At 71.2% G+C, this 24777-nt stretch carries 28 protein-coding genes; 9 read left to right on the top strand and 19 right to left on the bottom strand.

Annotated features, from left to right (window positions below):
- Positions 1-193: 193 nt before the first annotated feature.
- The 4 genes from Q5762_RS32270 to Q5762_RS32285 all read right to left on the bottom strand — a co-directional run bounded on the left by Q5762_RS32270 (position 194) and on the right by Q5762_RS32285 (position 3888).
- Entirely contained in the window at positions 194-1051 is an 858-nt protein-coding gene (locus tag Q5762_RS32270; protein ID WP_315895829.1) for a MetQ/NlpA family ABC transporter substrate-binding protein, read from the bottom strand.
- A gap of 81 nt (positions 1052-1132) precedes the next feature.
- The gene (locus tag Q5762_RS32275) at positions 1133-1801 is read right to left on the bottom strand and encodes a methionine ABC transporter permease (protein WP_315895830.1); all 669 of its coding nucleotides are present in this window, start codon (positions 1799-1801) and stop codon (positions 1133-1135) included.
- Complete coding sequence (locus Q5762_RS32280) at positions 1798-2847, bottom strand: ATP-binding cassette domain-containing protein (protein WP_315895831.1); 1050 nt, start codon at positions 2845-2847, stop codon at positions 1798-1800. Before Q5762_RS32280 ends, Q5762_RS32275 begins: the two co-directional genes overlap by 4 nt.
- A gap of 393 nt (positions 2848-3240) precedes the next feature.
- Entirely contained in the window at positions 3241-3888 is a 648-nt protein-coding gene (locus tag Q5762_RS32285; protein ID WP_315895832.1) for an HAD-IA family hydrolase, read from the bottom strand.
- 71 nt (positions 3889-3959) lie between these two features.
- On the opposite strand from Q5762_RS32285, the gene Q5762_RS32290 reads away from it, so the two are divergent.
- Together Q5762_RS32290 and Q5762_RS32295 are read left to right on the top strand one after the other, a co-directional pair.
- On the top strand, positions 3960-4322 hold the full coding sequence (locus tag Q5762_RS32290) for a hypothetical protein (protein ID WP_315895833.1): 363 nt from the start codon (positions 3960-3962) through the stop codon (positions 4320-4322).
- Complete coding sequence (locus Q5762_RS32295; RefSeq protein WP_315895834.1) at positions 4322-4741, top strand: hypothetical protein; 420 nt, start codon at positions 4322-4324, stop codon at positions 4739-4741. The genes Q5762_RS32290 and Q5762_RS32295 overlap by 1 nt, the downstream gene beginning before the upstream one ends.
- Here Q5762_RS32295 and Q5762_RS32300 read toward each other — a convergent pair whose 3' ends face one another.
- From Q5762_RS32300 to Q5762_RS32310, 3 genes are all read right to left on the bottom strand, one after another.
- Positions 4742-5224 carry a GNAT family N-acetyltransferase gene (locus Q5762_RS32300; protein WP_315895875.1) on the bottom strand — a complete coding sequence of 161 codons (483 nt, stop codon included), beginning with the start codon at positions 5222-5224 and terminating at the stop codon, positions 4742-4744.
- Positions 5225-5241: 17 nt separating this feature from the next.
- Positions 5242-5784, bottom strand: a complete 543-nt coding sequence (locus Q5762_RS32305) for a sigma-70 family RNA polymerase sigma factor (RefSeq protein WP_315895835.1) — start codon at positions 5782-5784, stop codon at positions 5242-5244.
- A 183-nt stretch (positions 5785-5967) separates the two neighbouring features.
- On the bottom strand, positions 5968-7140 hold the full coding sequence (locus tag Q5762_RS32310; RefSeq protein WP_315895836.1) for a glycerophosphodiester phosphodiesterase: 1173 nt from the start codon (positions 7138-7140) through the stop codon (positions 5968-5970).
- Between the two features lie 226 nt (positions 7141-7366).
- Here Q5762_RS32310 and Q5762_RS32315 point away from each other — a divergent pair, with 226 nt between their 5' ends.
- Positions 7367-8038, top strand: coding sequence for a lysophospholipid acyltransferase family protein (locus tag Q5762_RS32315; RefSeq protein ID WP_315895837.1), 672 nt, complete (start codon positions 7367-7369; stop codon positions 8036-8038).
- A 117-nt stretch (positions 8039-8155) separates the two neighbouring features.
- Here the strand turns inward: Q5762_RS32315 and Q5762_RS32320 are convergent, their stop codons facing one another.
- Positions 8156-9700: an MFS transporter gene (locus tag Q5762_RS32320; RefSeq protein ID WP_315895838.1), complete on the bottom strand. Its 1545-nt coding sequence runs from the start codon at positions 9698-9700 to the stop codon at positions 8156-8158.
- On the bottom strand, positions 9697-10248 hold the full coding sequence (locus Q5762_RS32325; protein ID WP_315895839.1) for a helix-turn-helix domain-containing protein: 552 nt from the start codon (positions 10246-10248) through the stop codon (positions 9697-9699). The genes Q5762_RS32320 and Q5762_RS32325 overlap by 4 nt, the downstream gene beginning before the upstream one ends.
- An 85-nt stretch (positions 10249-10333) precedes the next feature.
- On the opposite strand from Q5762_RS32325, the gene Q5762_RS32330 reads away from it, so the two are divergent.
- Positions 10334-10843 carry an HAD domain-containing protein gene (locus Q5762_RS32330; RefSeq protein ID WP_315895840.1) on the top strand — a complete coding sequence of 170 codons (510 nt, stop codon included), beginning with the start codon at positions 10334-10336 and terminating at the stop codon, positions 10841-10843.
- A gap of 11 nt (positions 10844-10854) precedes the next feature.
- Here the strand turns inward: Q5762_RS32330 and argH are convergent, their stop codons facing one another.
- On the bottom strand, positions 10855-12282 hold the full coding sequence (argH, locus tag Q5762_RS32335; RefSeq protein WP_315895841.1) for an argininosuccinate lyase: 1428 nt from the start codon (positions 12280-12282) through the stop codon (positions 10855-10857).
- Between the two features lie 82 nt (positions 12283-12364).
- On the bottom strand, positions 12365-13558 hold the full coding sequence (locus Q5762_RS32340; protein ID WP_315895842.1) for an argininosuccinate synthase: 1194 nt from the start codon (positions 13556-13558) through the stop codon (positions 12365-12367).
- 120 nt (positions 13559-13678) lie between these two features.
- Here Q5762_RS32340 and Q5762_RS32345 point away from each other — a divergent pair, with 120 nt between their 5' ends.
- Positions 13679-14275: a pyridoxamine 5'-phosphate oxidase family protein gene (locus tag Q5762_RS32345; protein ID WP_315895843.1), complete on the top strand. Its 597-nt coding sequence runs from the start codon at positions 13679-13681 to the stop codon at positions 14273-14275.
- Between the two features lie 174 nt (positions 14276-14449).
- Here Q5762_RS32345 and Q5762_RS32350 read toward each other — a convergent pair whose 3' ends face one another.
- From Q5762_RS32350 to Q5762_RS32375, 6 genes are all read right to left on the bottom strand, one after another.
- Positions 14450-14986, bottom strand: coding sequence for an arginine repressor (locus Q5762_RS32350; RefSeq protein ID WP_315895844.1), 537 nt, complete (start codon positions 14984-14986; stop codon positions 14450-14452).
- A 7-nt stretch (positions 14987-14993) separates the two neighbouring features.
- Complete coding sequence (locus tag Q5762_RS32355; RefSeq protein ID WP_315895845.1) at positions 14994-16193, bottom strand: acetylornithine transaminase; 1200 nt, start codon at positions 16191-16193, stop codon at positions 14994-14996.
- Positions 16190-17110, bottom strand: a complete 921-nt coding sequence (gene argB, locus Q5762_RS32360) for an acetylglutamate kinase (RefSeq protein ID WP_315895846.1) — start codon at positions 17108-17110, stop codon at positions 16190-16192. The genes Q5762_RS32355 and argB overlap by 4 nt, the downstream gene beginning before the upstream one ends.
- A complete protein-coding gene (gene argJ / locus Q5762_RS32365; protein WP_315895847.1) occupies positions 17107-18273 on the bottom strand; it encodes a bifunctional glutamate N-acetyltransferase/amino-acid acetyltransferase ArgJ in 1167 nt (388 codons plus the stop codon). Before argJ ends, argB begins: the two co-directional genes overlap by 4 nt.
- Positions 18270-19298: an N-acetyl-gamma-glutamyl-phosphate reductase gene (gene argC, locus Q5762_RS32370; protein WP_315895848.1), complete on the bottom strand. Its 1029-nt coding sequence runs from the start codon at positions 19296-19298 to the stop codon at positions 18270-18272. Before argC ends, argJ begins: the two co-directional genes overlap by 4 nt.
- A 175-nt stretch (positions 19299-19473) precedes the next feature.
- Entirely contained in the window at positions 19474-20031 is a 558-nt protein-coding gene (locus tag Q5762_RS32375; RefSeq protein ID WP_315895849.1) for a hypothetical protein, read from the bottom strand.
- 69 nt (positions 20032-20100) lie between these two features.
- On the opposite strand from Q5762_RS32375, the gene Q5762_RS32380 reads away from it, so the two are divergent.
- A complete protein-coding gene (locus tag Q5762_RS32380; RefSeq protein ID WP_315895850.1) occupies positions 20101-20502 on the top strand; it encodes a DUF3291 domain-containing protein in 402 nt (133 codons plus the stop codon).
- A gap of 78 nt (positions 20503-20580) precedes the next feature.
- Here the strand turns inward: Q5762_RS32380 and Q5762_RS32385 are convergent, their stop codons facing one another.
- Both Q5762_RS32385 and Q5762_RS32390 read right to left on the bottom strand, forming a co-directional pair.
- Positions 20581-20997, bottom strand: a complete 417-nt coding sequence (locus Q5762_RS32385) for a VOC family protein (protein ID WP_315895851.1) — start codon at positions 20995-20997, stop codon at positions 20581-20583.
- Between the two features lie 35 nt (positions 20998-21032).
- Entirely contained in the window at positions 21033-21443 is a 411-nt protein-coding gene (locus Q5762_RS32390; RefSeq protein ID WP_315895852.1) for a helix-turn-helix transcriptional regulator, read from the bottom strand.
- A 91-nt stretch (positions 21444-21534) separates the two neighbouring features.
- On the opposite strand from Q5762_RS32390, the gene Q5762_RS32395 reads away from it, so the two are divergent.
- From Q5762_RS32395 to Q5762_RS32405, 3 genes are all read left to right on the top strand, one after another.
- Positions 21535-22305, top strand: coding sequence for a DUF2071 domain-containing protein (locus Q5762_RS32395; protein ID WP_315895853.1), 771 nt, complete (start codon positions 21535-21537; stop codon positions 22303-22305).
- Between the two features lie 64 nt (positions 22306-22369).
- Positions 22370-22981, top strand: a complete 612-nt coding sequence (locus tag Q5762_RS32400) for a sigma factor-like helix-turn-helix DNA-binding protein (protein ID WP_315895854.1) — start codon at positions 22370-22372, stop codon at positions 22979-22981.
- Between the two features lie 93 nt (positions 22982-23074).
- Positions 23075-24676 carry an ABC-F family ATP-binding cassette domain-containing protein gene (locus Q5762_RS32405; protein ID WP_315895855.1) on the top strand — a complete coding sequence of 534 codons (1602 nt, stop codon included), beginning with the start codon at positions 23075-23077 and terminating at the stop codon, positions 24674-24676.
- Positions 24677-24777 lie beyond the last annotated feature (101 nt).

Raw genomic sequence — 24777 nt, forward strand, 5'->3', positions numbered from 1 at the left:
GTGAACCGTCCGAATCGACCGTGAACGCACAGCATGCAGCATGCTGCCGTCGGTACGCATGGCCGGGTCCGATGTGGCGTCAGATACGGAGCCGCACCCTGAAGGGCTGCCGGGACGCGCCCGCGGTACGAGGAAGGCCCCGCGCACCGGACGGGGTGCGGGGGCCTTCGTCGTAAGAACTGTACTGCGGGCCTTACTTGGCGACGGCGCCGAAGGCCGGGATGACCGAGCCGTTGTACGTGTCCTCGATGTACTTCTTCACCTCGGGCGAGTTGAGGAGCTTCACGAGCTTCTGCACGCGGGCGTCCTTCTCGTTGCCCTCCTTGACGGCGAGGAAGTTGGCGTACGGGTTGCCCTCGGCCTTCTCGACGGCGATGGCGTCCTTCGCGGGCGAGAGCTTGGCCTCGATGGCGTAGTTGCCGTTGATGACGGCGGCGTCCACGTCGTTCAGGGCGCGGGGCACGGTGGCGGCCTCCAGCTCCTTGAACTCCAGGCCCTTCTTGTCCGTGATGTCGGAGAGCTTGGCGTTGGTGCCGACGCCGTCCTTCAGCGTGATGAGGCCGTTCTCGGCGAGCAGCTGGAGGGCGCGGCCGCCGTTGGTGGTGTCGTTGGGGACCGCGATGGTCTGGCCGGCCTTGATGTCCGAGAGCGCCTTGACCTTCTTGGAGTAGAGGCCGAGGGGCTCCAGGTGGACGTTGACCACGGGGACGATGGTGGTCTTGTTCTTCTCGTTGAAGTCGTCGAGGTACGGCTTGTGCTGGAAGAAGTTGGCGTCGACCTGGCCGGACTGGGTGGCGGTGTTCGGCAGGACGTAGTCCGTGAACTCCTTCACCTCCAGCTTCAGGCGCTCCTTCGCGGCGAGGTTGTCCTTGACGTAGTTGAGGATGTCGGCGTGCGGCGTCGGGGACGCGGCGACGACGAGCGGCTTGTCGGCGGAGCCGGCCGAGTCCTTGGCGGAGGACGGGTCCGAGGCCGTGCCGCAGGCGGTGAGGCCCAGGGCGAGCGCGGCGGTGGCGGCGATACCGGCGGTGAGCTTGATGTTCTTACGCACGAAGAGTGCCTCTTTCCGGTGGTGCGGTGGACGCCTGGACAACAAGTCCGGGCTCGTCTTCGAAAATCGAAGTCTGTGGGGTTACGCGGTACGGCCCCGGCGGGCGAGGAGCCGGACGGCGAGGTCGCCGATCAGCTGGACCACGGTGACGATCGCGATCAGGACGAGGACGGTGACCAGCATGAACTGGGTGTCGAAGCGCTGGTATCCGTAGGTGATCGCCTTGGAGCCGAGGCCTTCGCCGCCGACCGCGCCGGCCATCGCGGAGTAGCCGATGAGCACGATGACGGTGGTGGTGGTCCCGGAGACCAGCGAGGGCAGCGCCTGCGGCAGCAGCACCTTGCGGACGATCGTCGGCACGGAGCCGCCCATGGACTGGACGGCTTCCACCAGTCCGTGGTCGACCTCGCGGATCGAGGTCTCGACGAGGCGCGCGAAGAAGGGGATGGCGCCGATGGCGAGCGGCACGATCATCGCGGTCGGTCCGATGAAGGTGCCGACGACGAAGGTCGTGAACGGGATCAGGGCGATCAGGAGGATGATGAACGGCAGCGAGCGGCCGATGTTCACGATCACGCCGACGACCTTGTTGACCACGGTGTTCTGCAGCAGACCGCCCTTGTCCGTGAGGACGAGGAGGATGCCGAGCGGCAGTCCGCCGAGGACGGTGACGACCGTGGCCCACAGGACCATGTAGACGGTGTCGACAGTGCCCTGCTCAAGGAGGGGCTGCATCTCCGACCAGGTCACTTGGCACCTTCCTTGACCAGATCCGCGGTGGGCGCGGTGGCTTCGTCGTCCACGACGTCGACCTGGAGGCCCTGCTCGCGCAGGAAGCCGACGGGCACGACGTTCTCCTCGTAACGGCCGGGCAGTTCGATCCGCATCCGGCCGATCTGCTTGCCGCCCACGGTGTCCATGGCGGCGCCGAGGATCGAGATGTCGATGTTGTACGTACGGGAGAGCTGGGAGATCACCGGCTGGGTGGCGGCCTCGCCGTGGAAGGTGACGTCGACGACCGTACGGTCGGGGCCGGTGGCGGCGCCGCTGACCGGGAAGAGCTCGGCGGCCAGCTCGGAGCCGGGGGTGGCGAGCAGTTCGCTCACGGTGCCCGACTCGACGATCCGGCCCTGCTGCATCAGCGCGGCCGAGTCGCAGATCGTCTTGACGACGTCCATCTCGTGCGTGATGAGCAGGACGGTCAGGCCGAGCTGCCGGTTGAGGTCGCGCAGCAGCTGGAGGATGGAGCGGGTGGTCTCCGGGTCGAGGGCGCTGGTGGCCTCGTCGGAGAGCAGGACCTTGGGGTTGCCGGCCAGGGCGCGGGCTATGCCGACGCGCTGCTTCTGGCCACCGGAGAGCTGGCCGGGGTAGGCCTTGGCCTTGTCGGCGAGGCCGACGAGGTCGAGGAGTTCCAGGGCGCGGCGGGTGCGCTCGGCACCGGAGACGCCGAGGATCTCCAGGGGGAGCTCGATGTTGTCCTTGACCGTACGGGAGGACAGCAGGTTGAAGTGCTGGAAGACCATGCCGATGCTGCTGCGGGCGCGGCGCAGGTCCTTGCCGGCGCGGCGGCCCGTGGCGGCGAGCGCGGTGAGGTCGACGCCGTCCACGGTCACGGTGCCGGAGGTGGGGCGCTCCAGGAGGTTGACGCAGCGGATGAGCGAGGACTTGCCGGCGCCGCTCTGGCCGATCACGCCGTACACCTCGCCCTCGCGGACGTGGAGGTCGACGCCGTCCAGAGCGGTGACCTGGCGGCCTCGCGACTCGTAGACCTTGGTCAGGCCCGAAGTGGTGATCACAGGGGTTTCCGTCACTGTCGAGTGCACGGCGCGGGGTCCGCCGGGCACGGGGCATTCGTCGTTCGGACAGTCAGGCGCAGATCGGCCGCTTCGGTGGGTGAACCGGAGGCAGCGCGTGCGCGGGGCGGGCACGGTCCGGCGCCGGTTTCGGCGGGCGGAACGGCTCGGCCGTCGGGGTCTCGCTTCGGGGCGCGAGGCTCAGGCGGGGGCCCTCAGAAGGCGCACATTCGACACATACAACGAGCACCGGGCGTCGCGTTCGCCTCGGTCGCAAGGGTGCGGCTGCTCGTCGTGGTCATGTCTGCAAGTAAAGCACGCGGGGGTACGGCCACTTCGGGGGTGTCCGTATAGCGGACGTCGCCGAGACGCCATGCGGACACCCCGGGGCGGGCGTCAGATCCCGACGACGATCTCCACCGCCCCGTCCGTGGCCTGCGCGGACACCTCCGACAGGTCGGTCACGACGACATCGGCGTCGAGCTCGGAACGATCGTGGGTTGTGGCCAAGGCCACGGTCCGCATGCCCGCGGCGCGACCGGCGGCGAGCCCCGCCGGGGCGTCCTCGAAGACCACGCAGGCGGCCGGGTCGACGCCGAGCTTCGCGGCGGCGAGCAGGAAGGGCTCCGGGTCGGGCTTGCCGCGCGTGATGTCGTCGGCGGCCACCAGGACGGGGAAGTCGATGCCCACCTCGCGCAGCCGTGCTTCGCCGAGCGGCCTGGTCGCGGAGGTGACGACGGCCCAGCGGTCGGCCGGGAGGGAGGAGAGCAGCTCCTTGGTGCCGGGCAGCAGCTCGACACCGCCGGGGACGTCCTCGACCTCCAGCTGCTCGATGCGGCGCAGCGCCTCGGGCACCCGCTCGGCGGGCAGCAGGTCGGCGATGATCTCGGCGGCGGGCCGGCCGTGCAGCTCCACGCGGGCGAAGTCCTCGGCCGTGATGCCGTACTCCCCCGCCCAGCGGGTCCAGCAGCGGTACACGGACGCCATGGAGGAGACGAGGGTTCCGTCGTTGTCGAACAGCAGGGCTTCCGCGCGTATCTTCATGGCCCCCGACCCTACGGGGCGGACGGGGGGCGACCGCATCGGGCCTTTCGGCCCGTAATACCCTCGTGCGCATGCTTGACGCCCTGACAGTCGCGGTCTCGGTGGCCGCGCTCGCGCTCGCCGCCTGGTGCGGCTTCGCCTTCACCCGCGACCAGCCGACCAAGGACTGGCACTTCATCGGCATGGCCGTGGTGACCCTCCTCGCCCTGGTGCAGCTGGTCGTCGGCATCGTGCAGCTCTCGCGCGGCGAGAAGGCCGAGGAGGGCACGACGATCTTCGTCGCGTATCTGCTGGGCTCGCTGTGCGCGGTGCCCGCGGCGGCCTTCATGTCGCTCACGGAGCGCAGCCGGTGGGGCTCGGCGACAGTGGCGGCGAGCGGGGTCGTGCTCGCGGTCCTCGAAGTGCGTCTCTTCGACATCTGGACGGTGGGCTGATGACCACGACGGAGGAGACCGGCGCGGGCACGCGCCTGGTCACGGGCCCCGGCATGCTGCTGGTCTGGATGTACGGGGTGATGTCGGTCGGCGCGGTCTCGCGCTCGATCTACCAGATCGCGACCGAGTTCGACCGGGCGCCGCTCGCGTACGCGCTGTCGGCGGTGGCGGCGGTCGTGTACGCGTTCATCACGTACACGCTGGTACGGGGCGGGGAGACGGCCCGCAGGGCGGCGCTGGTGTGCTGCGCCGCCGAGCTGGTGGGCGTACTGACCGTGGGGACCTGGACGCTGGCCGACCCGTCCGCGTTCCCGGACGCCACGGTCTGGTCGGACTACGGCTACGGCTACATCTTCATTCCGGTGCTGCTGCCGGTGACCGGGATCTGGTGGCTGCGGGGGTCGCGGGCGGCTGCCTGATCAGGCGGCCTTCTCCAGGGTCACGAGCGTGAGCCTGGGGCCGATCTCGCGGGCGCCGACCTGCTCGTACCCCTTGCTGCGGTAGAGCCGGAGGTTGCCCTCGCTGCGGTGGCCCGTGAAGAGCTGGAAGCGCTTGGCGGTGGGCGCCGGGTCGCCGGCGAAGTGGCCTTCTATGGCGTCGAGGAGCCGGCCGCCGAGGCCGTGCCGCTGCATGCGCGGGTGGACGATCAGCTTGGCGATCCGCACGGTGCCGGCCTCGTCGACCCGCCCGCGTACGGAGGCGACGATCTCGTCGCCGAGGCGCGCCACGAGCCCGTACCCCTCGGAGAGTTCGGCCCGCAGGCCGTCGAGGGTCTGGGTGAGCGGCTCGATGGCGTAGTCGCCGTAGAGCTCGGCCTCGCTCTGGTAACAGAGGTACTGCAGCTTCAGTATGTGCTCCGCGTCGCCCGCGTCAGCCGCTGAGATGGTCACGCTCATGCCCATGTGCGCATGCCTCCCGCTCACCTGGTTCCTCGGTCGGTCTCCCGCACCCTTCCCCTCCGGGTCGCTGCGGGAACCTCTGCAGCCAGCATTCTGCGCAGGCATCCCAGGCAACGGGAACGCATCGGCCCCAGACTGCCCTGTGAGATACCCAACTCCCCTGCGATTTCTCGGTAGGTGGGGTCTGCCGGGTCGAGCATCGCGGTGAGCAGCCGCGGGCAGTGACCGGGGGTGCGGCGGACGGCGGCGCGGACGGCGCGGCGGCGTTCGGTGGTGAGGGCGGTGCTCTCGGGGTTGTCGTCGCGCGTCTCGGTGGCCTCCTCGCCGTCGTACGGGCGCTCGCGGAGGGCGGCGCGGCGGGCGCGGCGGGCTTCGGAGCGGACGGCTCGGCGGAGCCAGTCGGCGGGGCGGGTGGGCACGTCGTCCTTTTCGAGGCGCTCCAGGAGCCTCAGCCAGACGGCTTGTTCGAGGTCGCCCGCCTCTACGCCGGCGGCGGGGGCCTCGGCCTTCGACTCGGCGGCGAGGAGGGGGGCGAGGGTTCGGAGGAGGTGGGGGTGGGTCATGACCCGCACGACGGCCCGCTGTCGCGGGCGGTTGCGCGACCTGGGGTAAACCACTCGGGTGGGTGCCGTTGCCCGTGGCCCGGGCCCAGGGTCCTGGGCTGTACGGACCACGGAACGGCACCGACCCCGTGGGTTGTGCCCACCCCTCCGCAGTGGCGGGGGGGGTGGGCACAAGGGGGGCGGTCAGTCGGTCGTCGCCAGCAGGGCCGTGTCCGGGTTGTCGGAGAAGATGCCGTCTATGCCGGTCGCCAGGTAGGTCTTCAGGGCGCCGAAGGCGTCGCCGTAGGCGTTCGGGTCCGTGCCGCGTCGGTACTCGGCCGGCAGGAAGCTGTTCTCGTTGCGCTGGGTGTACGGGTGGAGGATCAGGCCCTGCGCGTGGGCGTCCCGCACCAGGGTCGTCGGGCTGCCGAGGCGGCCGGTCGCGTCGCGCGGGATGACCAGGTCCAGGGTGGGGCCGATGCCCTGCGCGTACGAGGCGATCCAGCGCAGGCCCTCCGGCGTGACCAGGTCGGCGACGGTGCGCGGGTCACCCGCCTGGACGAAGTCCCAGGGGCGGCTGCTCGCGGCGGAGAGCAGCACGACGCGCGGCGAGTTCACCAGCTTCGCCAGCCGCTGGATACTGCTCGGCTCGAACGACTGGAGGAAGACCGGAGAGTCGGCGCGGTGGCGGCCGTACCGGCGCAGCAGCCTGGCGAGGGGCTCCTCCAGGCCGAGGCCGAGGGAGCGGAAGTAGGTGGGGTGCTTGGTCTCGACGTGCAGCCAGACCTGGCGGCCCCGGCGGCGGCCCTCGCGCTCCGCCCAGCGCAGCACCTCCTCGAAGGACGGGATCTGCCAGCGGCCGTCGTAGAGGGTGTTCTCCTGGCGGGTGCCCGGGATGCGCTCCTTGGCGCGGAGGGTCTTGAGCTCGGCGAGCGTGAAGTCCTCGGTGAACCAGCCCGTGTACGAGACGCCGTCGACGGACTTGGTGGTCTTCCGGGAGGCGAACTCGGGGTGGTCGGCGACATCGGTCGTGCCGGTGATGTCGTTCTCGTGGCGGCAGACCAGGTGGCCGTCCTTGGTGGGGACGAGGTCCTGCTCGATCACGTGGGCGCCGAGGTCGAGGGCGAGCTGGTACGAGCCGAGGGTGTGCTCGGGGCGGTAGCCGCTCGCGCCGCGGTGGGCGATGACGGTGGGGACGGGGAGGGAGCGGTAGCCGTGGCCCTGGGCCTCGTCCGGGGCGTCGGCGGCGTGCGCGGTGCCGGCGGCGAGGACCGAGGAGGCGCCGAGGACGGCGGCTCCCGCGACGCCGGTCACCGCCGCGCCCGCCGCTCCGAGGACCGCGCGTCGAGCGGGGCTGGCGTGCTCACCCTGTGTCATGAAGGCTCCTTGATGTGATGTCCCGCACCTGTCAAACGCAGCTCCGACCGTAGGCATTCGGCCCTTCCCCACGGCAGACCTTGGCCGAACATGACGGAAACACACGTCAACACTGCGTATCCGCTCGGTGAACCCGATGTGCGGACGACGGCGACCCGCGAGTATCGTCCTCACCTGCACAGCCCCCCTCACGACGAAGCCCCGCCCCCCGACACCGGAGGAACCGTTGTCCCGTCTCGCACTCATCAAGGCAGTGCTCGGACCGCTCCTGCGCCTGATGTTCCGCCCGCGCGTGGAGGGTGCCGAGAACATCCCGGGGACGGGTCCGGTCATCCTGGCGGGCAACCACCTCACGTTCATCGACTCGATGATCATGCCGATCTGCACGGACCGCCCGGTCTTCTTCATCGGCAAGGACGAGTACGTCACGGGCAAGGGCTTCAAGGGCCGGCTGATGGCCTGGTTCTTCACCAGCGTCGGCATGATCCCGGTGGACCGGGACGGCGGCCGGGGCGGTGTCGCGGCGCTGATGACGGGCCGCCGGGTCCTGGAGGAGGGCAAGATCTTCTCCATCTACCCGGAGGGCACCCGCTCCCCCGACGGCCGGCTGTACCGGGGCCGTACCGGCATCGCGCGGCTGACCCTGATGACCGGCGCGCCGGTGGTGCCGTTCGCGATGATCGGCACGGACAAGATCCAGCCGGGCGGTGCGGGGCTGCCCCGGCCGGGCCGGGTGACGGTCCGCTTCGGCGAGCCGATGGAGTTCTCGCGGTACGAGGGGATGGACCGGGACCGCTATGTGCTGCGGGCCGTGACGGACTCGGTGATGTCCGAGGTGATGCGGCTGTCGGGCCAGGAGTACGTGGACATGTACGCCACGAAGGCGAAGGCCGCGTAGCCGCCCCTAGGAACTGAACGGGCGGGCCCCCGCCCGTACGACGTGAACGGGCGGGCCCCGTACGGCAGTGATCGCCGTGCGGGGCCCGCCCGTTTCTCGTGACGCCCGCGGTGCGCGTCAGTGCTCGATGCCGTCCTCCAGTTTCTGGCCCTTCAGGAGGAACCAGGCCGCGACCGCCGTCGCGAGGAGGACCGCAGCGCCGACGCCCGCCGCGATGTTCAGGCCGTCGACGAAGGCGTCCTGGGCCGTGGAGACCAGGGCGGTCGCCGAGTCGGGGGCGAGGCCCGCGGAGGCCTCGACCGCGCCGCCGAGCGATTCGTGGGCCGCCGCCGCGGCGTCGGCGGGGACGCCCGCCGGGGTCACGAAGCCCTGGTAGACGCCGGTGACGATCGAGCCGAGGAGGGCGATGCCGAGCGCCGCGCCCAGTTCGTATGCGGTCTCGGAGACCGCGGAGGCCGAACCGGCCTGCTCCTTGGGCACGCTGGAGAGGATCACGTCCGCCGTGACGGTGAAGGAGAATCCGGCGCCGAGGCCGACGACGAGCAGGGCCGCGCCGAGCAGCGGGTAGCCGGTCTCCTTGTGGACCAGGGTGATCGCGGCGAGCGCCAGTCCGATCGCGCCGAGACCGCCGGTGACGACGGCTCGTACGGAGAACCGCCGGGCGTACCGGCCGGCGAGCAGACCGGTGGCCACCGCGCCGATGGCGGCGGGCAGTTCGGCGAGTCCGGCCTCCAGCGGGTCACGCCCCTGGACGAGCTGCAGGAACTGGGAGAGGAAGAAGACCAGTCCGGACAGTCCGAAGACGGTGAGCAGATCCGCCAGGACCGCACCCGAGAAGCCGCGGTGCTTGAAGAGCCGCATGTCGAGCAGGGGTGCGGTCAGCGTGTGCTGCCGCCGAACGAAGGCGTACAGGGCCGCGGCGCCGATGACGGCGGCCGCGCCGACCTCCCACGTCAGGCCGTGCGAGGCGACTTCCTTGATGGCGTAGACGACTCCGATGACACCGACGAGCGAGAGTCCGACGCTGACGAGGTCCCAGGGGCCGGAGACCGGGTTCTTGGACTCTGGCAGCAGCTTGATGCCGACGAGGACCAGGGCGATCATCACGGGCAGGTTGATGAGGAAGACCGAGCCCCACCAGAAGTGCTGGAGCAGCGCTCCGCCGACGACCGGGCCGACGGCCGCGCCGGCCGAGGCGGTGGCGCCCCAGATGCCGATGGCGAGGCTGCGCTCCTTGGGGTCGTGGAAGATGTTCCGGATCAGCGCCAGGGTCGACGGCATCAGCGTGGCACCGGCGACACCGAGCAGCGCGCGGGCGACGATCATCATCTCGGGGCTGGCGGCGTACGCGTTGAGCACCGAGACGGCGCCGAACGCGGTCGCCCCGATCAGGAGCAGCTTCTTGCGGCCGATCCGGTCGCCGAGGGAGCCCATCGAGACCAGGAGTCCGGCGATGACGAAGGAGTAGATGTCGCCGATCCACAGCAGCTGGGTGCCGGTCGGCTTCAGGTCCTCGCTGAGGGAGGGCGTCGCGAGACCGAGGACGGTGGCGTCCACCGCGACCAGCAGCACGGCCAGGACGAGTACCGAGAGCGCGAGCCAGCGGCCGGGGCTCTTCACCTCGATCCCCGTCGTCGGGCTCAACTCCTGGGTCCTGCTCATTTCTCCACGCTCCGTCGTGCGCCACCGAGCAGCAGCTCGGTGATCATGAATGAAAAGTCCTTGGCCGCGACCCGGCCGTCCATGACGGACCAGGCGCAGGACGAGATGAGGCCGTAGAGGGCCTCGGTGAGCCACGCGGGGCTCAGGTCGATCCGGAAGGCGCCCTCTTCCTGGCCGCGCCTGAAGAGGTCGCTGACGCGCGCGTCGAGCCGGGCCCAGCCCTCGTTGACCTGGTCGCCCTCGAAGAGCTGGTTCTCGGTGACGAGGAAGGCCAGCAGCTGGGCGTTGGGCTCGGACTGGACGACGAGTCGGCGTACGGCCTCGTCGGCCGGGCCCTCGTCGAGGTTCGCGGCGTCGAGCGCGGCCTCGAACTCCTGGATGCCCATCGCCTCCAGCGCTCTGACCAGCGCGTCCCGCCCGGCGAAGTGCCGGTGCAGGGTGGCGCGGCCGATGCCTGCGGCCCGGGCGACCTCGTCCATGGTGGCGGTCGATTTCCGGGAGAGCAGAGCGGCGGCGGCGCGGAGCACCTGGGTGCGGTCGACTGACATGAGACAACCATACACCGAATGAGACGTCACTGTCTCATTCGATAATTCGACGCCTCACCGTGGGGCTGGAAGGAATCCTGTGATCATGACGAAGCCGCTGCTGCTGATCGACGTGGACGGACCGCTGAACCCCTACGCGGCCCAGGCCGAGCGCCGCCCGGAGGGGTACGGCACGCACCGGATGCACCCGACCGGCTGGACGGGAGCGAAGCCGCTGCGGGTGTGGCTGAACCCCGCGCACGGGGCGGAGCTGCTCGCGCTGTCGGAGGCGTACGAGCTGGTGTGGGCGACGACGTGGAAGGGCGAGGCGAACAAGTGGATAGGGTCGCAGCTCGGGCTGCCTGAGCTGCCGTTCATCGACTGGCCCCAGATGCACGGGAAGGCCCCTCGCGGGACCTTCTGGAAGACGCAGTACATCCTGGAGTACGCGGCGGGGCGGCCGTTCGCCTGGGTGGACGACGACATCACGTCGTACGACCACGAGTACGTGGAGCAGAACCACCTCGCCGCCGCCCTGTTGGTGCGCGTCGACGAACGGATCGGGCTGACCCGACCGGACTTCGACGCGCTCGCGGACTGGGCGGCGGCGCTGTGACGTACTGAGCGTTACTTCTTGGCCGTGGCCCAGGCGTGCTGGATCACCAGGTCCGCCTTGACCTCGACCAGCTGGGCGGCGACCGCCGACGGGGCCGTACCGCCTCGGCCATCACGGGAGGCGAGCGCGCCCGGGACGTTGAGGACCGTACGGACCTCGGGGGTGAGGTGCTCCGAGATTTTGGCGAACTGGTCGTCGGTGAGGCCGTCCAGCTCCTTGCCCTCCGCCTCGGCGACCTTCACGCACTCGCCGGCCACCTCGTGCGCCACCCGGAACGGCACGCCCTGCTTGACCAGCCACTCGGCGATGTCGGTCGCGAGCGAGAAGCCGGCCGGGGCCAGTTCCTCCATGCGCTCCCGGTTGACGGTGAGCGTGGCCATCATGCCGGTGAACGCGGGGAGCAGGACCTCCAGCTGGTCGCAGGAGTCGAAGACCGGCTCCTTGTCCTCCTGGAGGTCGCGGTTGTAGGCGAGCGGCAGGGCCTTGAGCGTGGCCATCAGCCCGCTGAGGTTGCCGATGAGGCGGCCGGACTTGCCGCGGGCGAGCTCCGCGATGTCCGGGTTCTTCTTCTGCGGCATGATCGACGAGCCGGTGGAGAAGGCGTCGTGCAGGGTCACGAAGGAGAACTCCTTCGTGTTCCAGATGATGATCTCCTCCGCGATACGGGAGAGGTTGACCCCGATCATCGCGGTGATGAAGGCGAACTCGGCGACGAAGTCCCGCGAGGCCGTGCCGTCGATGGAGTTGCCGGCCGAGCCCCGCTCGAAGCCCAGGTCCCTGGCGACCGCCTCCGGGTCGAGCCCGAGGGAGGAGCCGGCCAGGGCGCCGGAGCCGTACGGCGAGACCGCGGTACGGGTGTCCCACTGCCGCAGCCGCTCCGCGTCCCGGGAGAGGGACTGGACATGGGCGAGGACGTGGTGGGCGAAGAGCACCGGCTGGGCGTGCTGGAGGTGGGTCCGGCCCGGCATGGCGACGTCGGAGTGGGCCTCGGCGAGGCCGACGAGGGCGTCCTGGAGGTCGGCGATCAGGCCGCCGATGATCCGGGCGTGGTCGCGCAGGTACATCCGGAAGAGGGTGGCGACCTGGTCGTTGCGGGACCGGCCGGCACGCAGCTTGCCACCGAGGTCGGGGCCGAGGCGCTCCAGGAGGCCGCGCTCCAGGGCGGTGTGGACGTCCTCGTCGGCGATCGTGCCGACGAAGGAGCCGTCGGCGACGTCCGACTCCAGCTGGTCCAGGCCGGCCAGCATGCGGGTGAGCTCGTCCGCGGTCAGCAGGCCCGCCTTGTGGAGCACGCGCGCGTGGGCGCGGGAACCGGCGATGTCGTAGGGCGCGAGGCGCCAGTCGAAGTGGACCGACGCGGACAGCTTCGCGAGGGCCTCGGCGGGGCCGTCGGCGAAACGGCCGCCCCAGAGCCGGACGTCACCGTTGTTGCTGCTCACAGCTACTGCTCCTCAGGAGGGTGGGTGCAAGGCCGCCTCCCCGGTCCCTGCGGTGGGGAGGCGGCTGTGGAACGAGTCGGGATTACGCGAGGTCACGCCGGGCGGCGATCTTCGCGGAGAGGGCGAAGACGTCGATGAAACCCTGGGCCTTGGACTGGTCGAACGTGTCGCCCGAGTCGTAGGTCGCGAGGTTGAAGTCGTACAGCGACTCCTCGGACCTGCGGCCGGTGACGACGGCGCGGCCGCTGTGCAGGGTCATCCGGATGTCGCCGGTGACGTGCCGGTTGGCCTCCTCGACGAAGCCGTCGAGGGCGCGCTTGAGCGGGGAGAACCAGAGGCCGTCGTAGACGAGTTCGCCCCAGCGCTGCTCGACCTGCCGCTTGTAGCGGGCGAGTTCGCGCTCGACGGTGACGTTCTCCAGCTCCTGGTGGGCGGTGATCAGGGCGATCGCGCCGGGAGCCTCGTACACCTCGCGGGACTTGATGCCGACGAGCCGGTCCTCGACCATGTCGATCCGGCCGATGCCCTGGGCGCCGGCCCGCTCGTTGAGCTGCTGGATCGCCTGGAGGACGGTGACGGGCCTGCCGTCGATCGCGACGGGGACGCCCTCCTTGAAGGTGAGGACGACCTCGTCGGGCTCGCGCGGGAGGGCCGGGTTCGAGGTGTACTCGTAGATGTCCTCGATCGGCGCGTTCCAGATGTCCTCCAGGAAACCGGTCTCGACGGCGCGGCCGAAGACGTTCTGGTCGATGGAGTACGGGGACTTCTTGGTGGTCGCGATCGGCAGGTCCGCCTGCTCCGCGAAGGCGATGGCCTTGTCGCGGGTCATGGCGTAGTCACGGACCGGGGCGATGCAGGTCAGGTCGGGGCCGAGGGCCTGGATGCCGGCCTCGAATCGGACCTGGTCGTTGCCCTTGCCGGTGCAGCCGTGGGCCACGATCCCGGCGCCGTGCTTCCTGGCGGCCGCGACGAGGTGCTTGACGATCGCGGGCCGGGAGAGGGCGGAGACGAGGGGATAGCGGTCCATGTAGAGGGCGTTGGCCTTGATCGCCGGGAGGCAGTACTCCTCGGCGAACTCGTCCTTGGCGTCCGCGACCTCGGCCTCGACGGCCCCGCAGGCGAGGGCGCGCTTACGGATGACGTCCAGGTCCTCGCCGCCCTGACCGACGTCCACGGCGACCGCGATGACCTCGGCGCCCGTCTCCTCGGCGATCCAGCCGATGGCGACGGAGGTGTCCAGGCCGCCGGAGTAGGCGAGTACGACACGCTCGGTCATGGGTTCCTCCTTGCCTCACAAGCACGCTGTTATGCATGAGTATGCATTGCTCCGCATGATTCGTCAATCGTGCGGAGCGGCGCCCCCGACTTCGCACAGCCGTTCGGCGACAATGCCCGCATGGGAAAGACATATGAACGCATCGACGGACGCCTCCGGACCTTCATCGAGGCCCAGCCCATCTTCTTCCACGCCACGGCCCCGCTCGACGCCGACGGCACCGTCAACCTCTCGCCCAAGGGGCTGACCGGATCCTTCGCCGTCATCGACGAACTGACCGTCGCCTACCTGGACTTCGCCGGGTCCACCGCCGAGACCGTCGCGCATCTGCGCGAGAACGGGCGCATCACGCTCATGTGGTGCGCGTTTCAGGGCCCGCCGAGCATCGTGCGGGTGCACGGGCGGGGCGAGCCGGTGTTCCGGGACGATCCGCGGTGGGAGGGCCTCATGGCGCACTTTCCCTCGATCGACGTGACCCAGCACGGGCTGCGCGCGATCATCGTGGTCACGGCCGAAGTGATCCGGGACTCCTGCGGGTACGCCGTGCCGTTCATGACGTACGACGAGGACCGCGATCTGCACGGGAGGCGGTTCGCGCGCGAGGACGACGCCTCGCTGAGCGCGTACTTCGAGAAGAAGGAGCACATCGGCGTCAGCATGGACGGGCTGCCGGGGCTGCCGCTCCCGCTGCCGCCGCTCCCCCGGCCGGGTGCGTAAAGCCTTGGCACGCGCCTTGGCACGCGCCTTGCGCGCCTTGCGACGCGCCTTGCGACGCGCCTTGCGACGCGCCCTGCGACGCGCCCTGCGACGCGCCCTGCGACGCGCCCTGCGACGCGCCCTGCGACGCGCCCTGCGACGGCCGGTCCCCTGCGGACCGGCCGTCGCCGCGGCCTAGCGGTCGTTCTGCGCGAGCCGCAGCAGGTGGTCGGCGAGCGCCTGCCCGCCCACCGGGTCGCGGGAGATCAGCAGCAGCGTGTCGTCGCCCGCGATCGTGCCGAGGATCGCGTGGAGTTCGGCCTGGTCGATGGCCGACGCGAGGAACTGGGCCGCACCCGGCGGGGTCCGCAGCACCACGAGGTTGGCGGAGGCCTCGGCGGAGATCAGCAGTTCACCGGAGAGGCGCCGCATGCGCTCCTCCTTGGCGGACTCGCCGAGCGGCGCCTGCGGGGTGCGGAAGCCGCCCTCGCTGGGCACCGCGTAGATCAGCTCGCCACCCGTGGCACGGATCTTCACCGCGCCGAGCTCGTCCAGGTCACGGGAGAGCGTCGCCTGCGTGACGCTCAGCCCGTCGTCCGCGAGAAGCTTGGCGAGCTGGCTCTGCGAGCGCACCGGCTGCCGGTTGAGGATGTCGACGATCCTGCGGTGGCGTGCGGTACGGGTCTGCGGAACGGACGGCCCGCCGTGCTCGGTTTCCTGCGCGTCGGTCATCGTCGTCTCATTCCTCGGTACGTCCTTCCCCGTTCACCGCTCCGTCGAGGACACCGGGCAGCGCTGCCAGGAACGCGTCCACCTCCGTGTCGGTGATGATCAGTGCGGGCATGAGCCGTACGACATCGGGGGCGGGCGCGTTCACCAGGAGACCGGCGTCCTGAGCCGCCTGCTGCACCTGCGGCGCGAGGGACTCGGTGAGCACGATACCCAGCAGGAGGCCCGCACCACGGACATGGGAGACCAGCGGGTGGTTCAGGCCTTCGATTCCGCTGCGCAGCTTCTCGCCCAGCCGCTTGACCTCGTCGAGGGTTCCGCCGGCCGCGAGGGTGTCGACGACGGCCAGTCCGGCGGCGCAGGCGACCGGGTTCCCGCCGAAGGTCGTGCCGTGGTGGCCGGGCGTGAAGAGCTCGGCCGCCTTGCCGAAGGCGACGGTCGCGCCGAGCGGCAGCCCGCCGCCGAGGCCCTTGGCGAGGGTCACGATGTCGGGGTCGACCCCGTCGTGGCCCTGGTACTCGAACCAGTGACCGGTGCGGCCGACGCCCGTCTGGACCTCGTCGAGGACGAGCAGGGTGCCGGTGGCGCGGGTGATCTCGCGGGCCGCCTGGAGGTAGCCGGCGGGCGGCACGACCACGCCGTTCTCGCCCTGGATCGGCTCGATGATCACCAGGGCGGTGTCCTCGGTCACCGCGGCGCGCAGCGCCTCGACGTCGCCGTACGGGACGTGCGTGACGTCGCCGGGCAGCGGCAGGAACGGAGTCTGCTTGCCGGGCTGGCCGGTGAGGGCGAGCGAGCCCATGGTCCGGCCGTGGAACCCGCCCTGGGTGGCGACCATGTGGGTCCGGCCGGTCAGCCGGCCGAGCTTGAAGGCGGCTTCGTTGGCCTCGGCGCCCGAGTTGCAGAAGAAGACCCGGCCCGGCCGGCCGAAGAGCTGGAGGAGCCGTTCGGCGAGCGCGACGGGCGGTTCGGCGACGAAGAGGTTGGAGACGTGGCCGAGGGAGGCGATCTGCGTCGACACGGCCTCGACGATCGCCGGGTGGGCGTGGCCGAGGGCGTTGACGGCGATGCCGCCGACGAAGTCGAGGTAGGCGTTGCCGTCGGCGTCCCAGACCTTGACGCCCTCGCCGCGCACCAGGGACAGCTTCGGCGTGCCGTAGTTGTCCATCAGCGCGCCCTGCCACCGCTGTGCCAGTTCCGCGTTGCTCATTTCCCGTCCCCCGTCGGCTCGTCGGGCACGACCATCGTGCCGATGCCCGAGTCGGTGAAGATCTCCAGCAGGATCGAGTGCTGGACGCGGCCGTCGATCACACGGGCCGTGGTGACCCCGTTGCGTACGGCGTGCAGACAGCCCTCCATCTTGGGGACCATCCCGCTGGAGAGCTCGGGCAGGAGCTTCTCCAGCTGGCTCGCGGTGAGCCGGCTGATGACCTCGTCGCTGTTCGGCCAGTCCTCGTAGAGGCCTTCGACGTCGGTCAGGACCATCAGGGTCTCGGCGCCCAGTGCCGCAGCGAGAGCCGCAGCCGCCGTATCAGCATTGACGTTGTAGACATGTCCGTCGTCCTCGGAGCGGGCGATGGAGGAGATGACCGGGATCCGGCCGTCCTCCAGGAGCGCCTCGATGGCGCCGGTGTCGATGGCGGTGATCTCGCCGACCCGGCCGATGTCGACCTGCTCGCCCTCGATGACCGGCTGGTGCTTGGTGGCCGTGATGGTGTGGGCGTCCTCGCCGGTCATGCCGACGGCGAACGGGCCGTGCTCGTTGAGCAGGCCGACGAGTTCGCGCTGGACCTGGCCGGCGAGCACCATCCGTACGACGTCCATGGCGTCCTCGGTGGTGACGCGCAGCCCGGCCTTGAACTCGCTGACGATGCCGTGCCGGTCGAGCGCGGCGCTGATCTGCGGGCCGCCGCCGTGCACGACGACCGGCTTGAGGCCGGCGTGGCGCAGGAAGACGACGTCCTGGGCGAAGGCCGCCTTGAGCTCGTCGTCGATCATGGCGTTGCCGCCGAACTTGATGACGACCGTCTTGCCGTTGTGCCGGGTCAGCCAGGGCAGCGCCTCGATGAGGATCTGCGCCTTGGGAAGCGCGATGTGCTTACGGGTCGGGTTCGTGGAGTCGCTCATGACGAGTACGCGCTGTTCTCGTGGACGTAGTCGGCGGTCAGGTCGTTGGCCCAGATGACGGCCGTCTCGGACCCGGCGGCCAGGTCTGCGGTGATGGTGACCTCGCGGTAGCGCATGTCGACGAGGTCGCGGTCCTCGCCGACCGAGCCGTTCCGGCAGACCCAGACGCCGTTGATGGCGACGTTCAGCCGGTCGGGGTCGAAGGCGGCGCTGGTCGTGCCGATGGCGGAGAGCACCCGGCCCCAGTTGGGGTCCTCGCCGTGGATGGCGCACTTGAGGAGGTTGTTACGGGCGATGGAGCGGCCCACCTCGACGGCGTCGTCCTCGGTCGCGGCGTTGATCACCTCGATACGGATGTCCTTGCTGGCGCCCTCGGCGTCGCCGATGAGCTGGCGGGCGAGGTCCTGGCAGACGGCCGTGACGGCCTCGGCGAACTCGTCCTGCGCCGGGGTGGTGCCGGAGGCGCCGGAGGCGAGCAGGAGGACCGTGTCGTTGGTGGACATGCAGCCGTCCGAGTCGACCCGGTCGAAGGTGACCCGGGTGGACTGGCGCAGCGCCGCGTCGAGGTCCTTGCTCTCGACGTCGGCGTCGGTGGTGAGGACGACGAGCATGGTGGCGAGGCCGGGGGCGAGCATGCCCGCGCCCTTGGCCATGCCGCCGACGGTCCAGCCGTCCTTCGTCACGACGGAGGTCTTGTGGACCGTGTCGGTGGTCTTGATGGCGATGGCGGCCTTCTCGCCGCCGTGCTCGGAGAGCTCGCCCGCGGCCTTCTCCACGCCGGCCAGCACCTTGTCCATGGGGAGCAGGAGACCGATGAGGCCGGTGGAGGCGACGGCGACCTCGCCGGCACCGATGGCCATGCCCTTGGCGGTGAGGACCTCGGCGACCTTCTCGGCCGTGGCGTGGGTGTCCTGGAAGCCCTGCGGGCCCGTACAGGCGTTGGCGCCGCCGGAGTTGAGGACGACGGCGGCCAGCTCGCCGGTGGTCAGCACCTGCTGGGACCAGAGCACCGGGGCGGCCTTGACGCGGTTGGAGGTGAAGACGCCCGCGGCGGCGCGACGGGGCCCGTCGTTGACCACGAGGGCCAGGTCGGGGTTGCCGTTCTGCTTGATCCCGGCGGCGATGCCCGCTGCCGTGAATCCCTTCGCCGCTGTGACGCTCATGGAGCGACTCCAATCGTGGAAAGTCCGGTGTCCTCGGGGAGCCCGAGGGCGATGTTCATGCTCTGCACCGCGCCGCCGGCGGTGCCCTTGGTCAGGTTGTCGATGGCGCTGATCGCGATGATCCGGCCGGCCGCGACGTCGTGGGCGACCTGGATCTGAACGGCGTTGGAACCGTAGACGGACGCCGTGGCGGGCCACTGCCCCTCGGGGAGCAGGTGGACGAAGGGCTCGTCGGCGAAGGCCTTCTCGTACGCGGCGCGCACGGTCTCGGCGGTGACCCCGGGCTTCGCCTTGGCGGTGCAGGTGGCGAGGATGCCCCGGGGCATGGGCGCGAGGGTCGGCGTGAAGGAGACTCCGACGCGCTCGCCGGCCGCCGCGCTGAGGTTCTGGATCATCTCGGGGGTGTGCCGGTGGCCGCCGCCGACGCCGTACGGGGACATGGAGCCCATGACCTCGCTGCCGAGCAGGTGCGGCTTGAGGGCCTTGCCCGCGCCGGAGGTGCCGCTGGCGGCGACGATCACCGCCTCGGGCTCGGCGAGGCCGTTCTCGTACGCGGGGAAGAGCGCGAGGGAGACGGCGGTGGGGTAGCAACCGGGCACCGCGATGCGCTTGGACCCCTCCAGCGCGGCGCGGGCACCCGGCAGTTCCGGGAGGCCGTAGGGCCAGGTGCCGGCGTGCGGGGACCCGTAGAAGGTCTCCCAGTCGGTGGAGTCGGCGAGCCGGAAGTCGGCGCCCATGTCGACGACGAGGACGTCCGGGCCGAGCTGCTCGGCGACGGCGGCGGACTGGCCGTGCGGCAGGGCGAGGAAGACGACGTCGTGACCCGCGAGCGCCTCGGCCGTGGTCGGCGCGAGGACGCGGTCGGCGAGCGGGAGCAGGTGCGGCTGAAGGCCACTGAGCCGCTGACCCGCGTTGGAGTGGCCGGTCAGGGTGCCGATCTCGATGTGGGGGTGGGCGAGGAGGAGACGCAGGAGCTCTCCGCCCGCGTATCCGCTCGCGCCTGCCACTGCTGCTCGTACCGTCATCAGAACCCTCCTCATGGATGGCATGACTATACGTGCACCCGCACTTTTATGCAAAGCCCTTGCCCACGGGCGAGCAGGCGAAGTGGCCGGGAAGGCTCCGCCCGCCTCGACGTACCTCACTTCCATGCTCCCGCGATGACGTCTTACGCAGGAACTCCGCACATGGCCGGCGGCGTCACGGGCGTCCGAGGGTCCGGTCGGCCGTTTCGAAGCGGTGTTCCGTCGGCTTCAGCACTTCGTGGAAATAGCCGAAGTACTCCGTTTCCGCCGTTCCGGTGAGCACCGCCAGCAGAAAGGCGAGGCACCCCATGTCGTGGTGCTCCCAGAGTGGGCCGCGCCCCTCGTTGTAGAGCACGGTCCACTCGTCGGGATGCTGACCGGGCCGCGCCAGCCAGTACAGGAACGCCCCCGTGCCCTCCTCGAACGCCCACGGCAGGACCCTTGCCCCCACCTCCTGCAGGGCGGCGGGCTTGTCCTCGGACTCCCACAGGCCGGCCAGGACCTCGTCCCGTTCCGCCGTCTGCCCGTGCAGATCGCAGTCGTCGTAGGCGGAGTCGGGGACGAGCAGCCAGATCGTCTCGTCGAAGATGCCGTCGCCGTACGCCTCGACCAGCCGCTTGTAGTCGGCGGGCAGAGTCACCCCGAGGGCGCGCTCGGCCTGCGGCCAGTCCACCGCGGGCGGCGGATCGGCGGGTGGCGGGCAGAGGCGGACAAGGGCATCGATGGCGATCATGGAAACGGACGCTACTGGGGCCGGGGCCGGTACGTCAGGTCGGGGCGCCCGCCGGGCGGGTTCCCGGGCATGCTCGCTCCGGTCAACGCCGCGGCCGACGGAGCGCCCGGGTTCGTCTGGCGACTCGCGGAGGAGGGGGCGCCCGACGCGACGGGCCTGCGCCCGGCGGGTGAGGGCGTCATCGTGAACCTGTCGGTGTGGGAGACGCAGGACGCGCTGTGGGACTTCGCCTACCGCAGCGGGCACTTGGAGGTGATGCGGCGGCGCCGCGAATGGTTCGAACGGAACGTCGAGGCGCACCTGGTGCTCTGGTGGGTCCCCGCCGGGCACATCCCGACCGTCGACGAGGCCCTGGAGCGGCTGGCGGACCTGCGGGCGCACGGGCCGTCCCCGCGCGCCTTCACCTTCGCCGCCTCGTACACCGCCCCTGAGGCCGCCGAGCACCTTCAGGTCCTGCCGCCGACTCGGTGAACGCCGGACCGGGGCGGGGCTGTTCCACGAGCTCACCGACCTGCTCCCGCACCAGAGGGCAGCCCCTCGGAGCAGGGGTCAGGCAGTGCGGGGCTGGTTGAAACGGAGCATGTTCCCGGAGGGGTCGCGGAAGGCGCAGTCGCGGACGCCGTAGGGCTGGTCGGCCGGCTCCTGGAGGACCTCGCCGCCGGCGGCCCGGATGCGCTCGAAGGTGGCGTCGCAGTCGTCCGTCTGGAAGATCACCCCCCGGAGCATGCCCTTCGCGAGCAGCTCCGCCATGGCCTGGCGGTCCGCGGGCGAGGCGTTGGGGTCGGCGAGCGGCGGTTCGAGGACGATCTCCACGTCGGGCTGCTCGGGCGAGCCGACGGTCACCCAGCGCATGCCCTCGAAGCCGACGTCGTTGCGTACCTCCATGCCGAGGACGTCGCGGTAGAAGGCGAGCGCCTTGTCGTGGTCGTCCACCGCGATGAAGCACTGTGCGAGCTTGATGGTCATGGTCCCGACGATAGGAGGTGCCGTCGGATTCCGCGCTAGGCGGCGGGCGTGCCGTTCCTGACCGGTCTCGTGTGGATCTTCGCCAGGCAGGCCGGGATCGGGGCGCCCGCCTCGTGGCGGCGGGCCCGGTACGCGCTGGGGCTCTCGCCGACGAGCTCGGTGAACCGCGTACTGAACGAGCCCAGCGACGTACAGCCGACGGCGAAGCAGACCTCGGTCACGCTCAGGTCGCCGCGGCGCAGCAGCGCCTTCGCCCGCTCGACACGGCGGGTCATCAGATAGCTGTAGGGCGTCTCCCCGAAGGCGGCGCGGAAGCTCCGGGAGAAGTGCCCGGCCGACATGAGGGCGATGCGCGCCAGCGCCGGGACGTCCAGCGGCTGCGCGTAGTCGCGGTCCATCGCGTCGCGGGCGCGGCGCAGGCGCACCAGGTCTTCGAGCGTCGTCACATCCACCAGCATCGCAGACGGGTCCGACACTGCGGGCGGAGTGACGGGGCGGGGGGGCGTGCGCCGGGGGCGCTCTGCCATTCTTTACGCCGTGTTGCAGCCAGAGTCCGTCGTGCCCGACGCCCCCGCCCGCATACGCGACCCGCTCCTCACCCAGGAGTGGCTCGACCTCACCTTCGTCCACTGGGCCGTCGACCCGGACGTCGTCGCCCCACTCCTGCCGAAGGGGACGGTGCCCGACACCCACGACGGACTCACCTACGTCGGGCTCGTGGCCTTCCGGATGCACAAGGTCGGCTGGCTGCGGCTGCCGGGAATCCCGTACTTCGGCTCCTTCCCGGAGACCAACGTGCGCCTGTACTCGGTCGACGCGCACGGGCGGCGCGGGGTCGTCTTCCGGTCGATGGACGCGTCACGGCTGATCCCGGTGGTGATGGGGCGCATCGGCTTCCAGCTGCCGTATCTGTGGTCCCGGATGAGCGTCCGTACCGAGGGCGACACGGTCGACTACACCAGCTCCCGCCGCTGGCCCGGCCCGCGCGGGGCGTTCAGCCGCCTCACCGTCGAGCGGGGCGAGCGGATCGAGGAGCCCACCGAGCTGGAGCACTTCCTCACCGCCCGGTGGGGCCTGCACAGCGCGTTCTTCGGCGCGGCGGCGTTTCTGCCCAACGACCATCCGCGCTGGCCGCTGTTCCGCGCCGAGCTGCGCGCGTGCGACGAGAACCTGCTCGACTCGGCCGGGATCCCGACGCCCCGCGAGGCCCCGGTCAGCGTCCTGTACTCGCCTGGGGTACCGGTCCGCCTCGGCCGGCCGTCCCGCTCCGCGCCGACCGTGCCCCACCCCCGCCGGCCGCCGCGCTAGCTGTCACATCGCCCTCGACGGACGCGTCATCGCTTCGAAGACCGACGTAGAGGAGTGAGGGCACATGAACGGCGACGCGTTTCTGGCCGGGCAGTTCGACCTGCACCATGAGCGACTGTGGGCCGTCGCCCGGCGGATGCTGGGCTCGCGGCACGAGGCCACGGAGGCGCTGAGCACGGCCAGGACGGCGGTCGGGCTCGCGGGGATCGACTCCTGGCTGACGACGGTGGTCGCGCGGGTGTGCGTGGAGCGGCTGCGGGCCCGGGCGGGCGCGCCGCCGAAGCCATGGCCGGGGTCGGGGCCAGGGCCGGGGCGGATGCTGAGGTCGGTGCCGGGGTCACCGGCGCCGAAGCCGGTGCCGACGTCGGCGTCGCTGCCCGTGCCGACCTCGGTGCCCGTGCCCCCGCCCGCGCCGATGTCCGTGTCGGTGACTCCCGACGAGACCGCGCTCGCGGACGGAACAAGCCTCGCGCTCTTCGTGGTCCTGGACTCCCTCGGCCCGGACGAGCGGCTCGCCCTCGTCCTGCACGACCTCTTCGGCCTGCCGCTGCCCGAGGTCGCCCGCCTCACCGGCCGTACGACGGCGGAAGCGGCGAGCCTCACCCAAGACGCCCGACGGCGCATCCGCGGCGGCGCCGCGGAAAGTCACATGCGCCGCGACCCGGGCCTCAATTAGCCTGAGCGGCATGTCTACGCCCCGAATTTCCTAGCTCAAGGACCCGCTTCCACGCCACCCGTGTGTCCTTCTGCCTTTTCGGAGCGTTACCCCATGATCACCGTTCATGGTGCCGCCGTGCGCGCCGGCGCCCGGCTCCTGCTGTCCGACCTCTCCTTCCACGTCGCCCCCGGTGACCGGATCGGCCTCGTCGGCCGCAACGGCGCCGGGAAGACCACCCTGCTCGACACCCTGGCCGGGCTGCGCCCGCCGGCCGCCGGCACCATCACCCGTACCGGCGAGCTCGGGTACCTCGCCCAGGACTCCCGCGCCGCCGACCCCGTCGGCTCCGTCACCGACCGGATCCTCTCCGCGCGCGGACTCGACCGGTCCGTGCGCGCGCTGCGCACGGCCGCCGTCGCGCTCGGCGAGACCCCCGACGAGCGGGGCATGGCGGCGTACGCCCGCGCCGAGGCGGAGTTCGAGGCCCGCGGCGGGTACGCCGCCGAGGCCGAGGCCGCCCGGGTCGCGGCCGGTGTCGGGCTGCCGGCCACCCTCATGGAGCGGGCCGTCGGCACGCTCTCCGGTGGCCAGAAGCGACGGGTCGAGCTGGCCAGGATCCTGTTCGCCGGGCACGGCCGGCACGGCACGCTGCTGCTCGACGAGCCCACCAACCACCTCGACGCCGACTCGATCGGCTGGCTGCGTGGCTTCCTCGCCGCCCACCAGGGCGGGCTCGTCCTGATCAGCCACGACGTGGCGCTGCTCGCCGACACGGTCAACCGGGTCTTCCACCTCGATCCGGCCCGCGCCGCGATCGACGTCCACAACACCGGCTGGGCGGCGTACCTCGCCCAGCGGGACGCCGACGAACGCCGCCGGACCCGCGAGCGCTCCAACGCCGAGCGCAAGGCGGCCGCGCTGCACGCGCAGGCGGACAGGATGAAGGCCCGCTCCGCGACGGCGACGACGGCCCGGAGCATGGCGCGCCGCGCCGACCGGCTGCTCGACGGGCTCGACCCCGCCCGGCAGACCGAGCGGGTCGCGCGGATCCGGCTCCCCGAGCCCGCGCCGTGCGGCCGGATGCCGCTGGGCGCGGTGTCGCTCACCAAGTCCTACGGGACGGGCCGCCCGGTCCTCGACGCCGTGGACCTCGCCGTGGACCGGGGCGGCCGCCTCGTGGTGCTCGGCCTCAACGGCGCCGGCAAGACCACGCTGCTGCGGCTGCTCGCGGGCGTGGAGCGGCCCGACTCCGGGCGGGTGGTGCACGGGCCCGGTCTGCGGATCGGCTACTTCGCGCAGGAGCACGAGACGCTCGACCTCGGTCGCTCGGTCCGCGCCAACCTGGCCGCCGCCGCTCCGCATCTGACGGACGGGGAGGTACGGCGGGTCCTCGGGGCGTTCCTGTTCCGGGGCGACGACGCCGACAAGCCGGCCGGGGTGCTGTCGGGCGGCGAGAAGACCCGGCTCGCGCTCGCCGGGCTCGTCCACTCGGGCGCCAACGTCCTGCTGCTCGACGAGCCCACGAACAACCTGGACCCGGCCTCCCGGGACGAGGTCCTGGCGGCCGTGGGCACGTACCCGGGCGCGATCGTGATGGTCACCCACGACGAGGGGGCGATCGACGCGCTGCGCCCCGACCGGGTGCTGCTGCTGCCGGACGGGGACGAGGACCTGTGGAGCGAGGAGTACCTGGACTTGGTCGCCCTGGCCTGACGAAAGCGGCCCGACGGCCTGGCCTGACCGAAGCCCTCCGACGGCCTGGCCCGACGACAGCGTCCCGATGGCCCGGCCTGACGGCGGCGGCCTGGTGACAC

The organism is Streptomyces sp. P9(2023) (genome assembly GCF_032436795.1).
In the GTDB taxonomy this organism is placed as follows: Bacteria; Actinomycetota; Actinomycetes; order Streptomycetales; family Streptomycetaceae; genus Streptomyces.